The organism is Candidatus Cloacimonas sp. (genome assembly GCA_039680785.1).
GTDB lineage: Bacteria > Cloacimonadota > Cloacimonadia > Cloacimonadales > Cloacimonadaceae > Cloacimonas.
Genome location: JBDKSF010000003.1, coordinates 1 through 2,593, shown reverse-complemented (window position 1 = coordinate 2,593; position 2,593 = coordinate 1). Strand labels below are relative to the sequence as shown.

Below are 2,593 nucleotides of genomic sequence, written 5' to 3'. Positions count from 1 at the left end.
GCATTCAAAAATTCCATACAAGTGGCAATGGCAGTGTTGAATTGCAAACGCTGCAAACAATCCTCTTTCCATCTATAAATGGCATAATGGGTTTCATAACGAAGCTCTTTTATTGCTTCAGAGATATCATCAGAGCGTTCAGTTGACTGTAATCCGCATTTAATCAATTCCAAGTTACTATCAATCAAACGCCAAACTCGGTTCAAAAATCGGAAAGCGCCCATAATGCCATCGTCACTCCATTCCACATCTTTTTCGGGAGGCGAAGCAAACAGCAAAAATGTGCGTAAAGTATCTGCCCCAAACCGTTCAATGATATATTGCGGATCGACTACATTGCCTTTGGACTTGCTCATTTTGGCTCCGTCCTTAGTTACCATTCCTTGCGTCAATAAACGCGCAAAGGGCTCATTATAGTTAATCCAACCCAAGTCACGCATAACTTTATGGAAAAAACGAGCATAAAGCAAGTGCATACAGGCATGTTCAATTCCGCCAATGTATTGATCAACCGGCAACCATTGATTTGCCAGTTCCGGAGAAAAAGGTTGTTTATCATTTTTAGGGTCTGTATAGCGAGCATAATACCAACTGCTATCCACAAAAGTATCCATTGTGTCTGTTTCTCTTTTTGCGGGAGCACCACATTTTGGGCAGGGAACATTTATCCACTCCGGAACACACAAAAGCGGATTTCTGGTAGTTCTCCCAACCTGAACATTATCTGGCAATTCCACAGGCAAATCCTCATCCGGAACTAAAACTATCCCACAATGAGGACAATGAATAACTGGAATAGGATTTCCCCAATAGCGCTGACGCGAAATACACCAATCCCTTAAACGATAACTGACGGTCTTTTCGCCCCAACCATTTTCCACAGCCCAATTAGTGATTGCAGAAATTGCCTCCTCACTATCCATCCCATTGAACTTAGCAGAATTTACCATAATTCCCGGTTCTATATATGCTTCCTGCATTTCTGCCACTTTTAAGGACATATCTGGTTTTTGAATCACGATTTTAATCGGAATATTGTATTTTTTGGCAAATTCATAATCGCGTTGATCATGAGCCGGGACAGCCATAACTGCTCCCGTTCCATAATCCATTAGCACATAATTAGTTATCCATATCTGAACTTTATCACCATTAAATGGATTGAGGCAATACCTACCGCTGAAAATACCTTCTTTGCTTGTTTCCGCGGAACTGCGCACAACTTTGTCCTCATTGATCACTTTGTGGCAAAAATCCTGCAAATCTTGATTATCTGGTTCTTCTTTTAACCATTTTTGCACTAAAGGATGCTCCGGAGGCAAAGCCATAAAGGTTACTCCGTAAATAGTATCCGGGCGAGTTGTAAAAATCGGTATTTTTTCGTTTGTCCCTTCTAAAATAAAATCAACTTTGGCACCTTCAGAACGGCCTATCCAATTTTTTTGCATTGTAATCACTCGTTCAGGCCAATCAATCACTTGGGAAAAATCCAGTAATTCTTCTGCATATTCAGTAATTTTAAAATACCACTGTTCCAAGTCCTTTTGTTCTACAATGTTTCCACAACGCCAACAGTGACCATCCTCAACTTGTTCGTTGGCAAGGACTGTCTGACATTTTTCACACCAGTTCTGAAATCCTTTTTTTCTGTAAACTAAGCCCTTTTCATATAACTTCTTAAAAAGATATTGACCCCAACGATAATACTCCGGACGACAAGTGCTGATTTCTCTGCTCCAATCAAAACCAAAACCCATACTGTCAAATTGAATGCGCATTGCAGCAATGTTTTCTTCCGTTGTCAGACGCGGATGTGAATTGTGTTCAATCGCATAATTTTCCGCAGGCATACCAAAAGCATCATAGCCAATGGGCTGCATTACATTGAAACCTTCCATCATTTTCAAGCGCGAGATAACATCTCCAATAAAATAATTGGAAGCATGCCCTACATGCAGAACTCCCGATGCATAAGGAAACATAGAAAGAACATAATATTTGGGTTTGGAACTTGTATTGGGAGCATTAAAAATCCCTTTTTCCCGCCAAATATTTTGCCATTTCTTTTCAATTTCGTTAAACTTGTATTCCATTTTGTATTTTCCTGCCTATCATTTTATCTATTAACACTTTGCAAAATCTGTTGGAGCGCATAATTGTCAAGCAAAAGCTGCAGTTTAGAATTTTACTCGTTTTTTTCCTGCCTACCTAAAAACCAAACCTCAAGAGCTTTTTTACTTTCAACCCAGTTGTGATTTTTGTGGTAACTTAAAAAATACATCTGAGAAATATAGTCCAAGAAGAACGGTATCCTCGTCGTTCCCTGGACAGCCGAGTTATCAAGTTTCCACTTAATTATAGGTAACAGTATAAATATCTTGTTGTGGGTTGACCAGGAGGTCAACCCTCCTTTATTCAGCACCGGGTTAAAACCCGTCGCTAATATCTGTCGCCCTTTGAGTTAATATCGGTGTTGTTTGTTGTCTGCCAAACATTTTCATCCTTTTCTCTATCTTTGCATAAGGTCACTAATAATCTCATAGAATATGCCGATTTTGACTTAAAGCCGACTAATTGTCAGTTATAAAATACA

At 39.5% G+C, this 2,593-nt stretch carries 1 protein-coding gene; it reads right to left on the bottom strand.

Features of this window, described 5'->3' with window-relative positions:
- The coding region (gene leuS / locus ABFC98_00040; GenBank protein ID MEN6444422.1) for a leucine--tRNA ligase at window positions 1-2,093 on the bottom strand (2,093 nt) is incomplete at its 3' end.
- Window positions 2,094-2,593 lie beyond the last annotated feature (500 nt).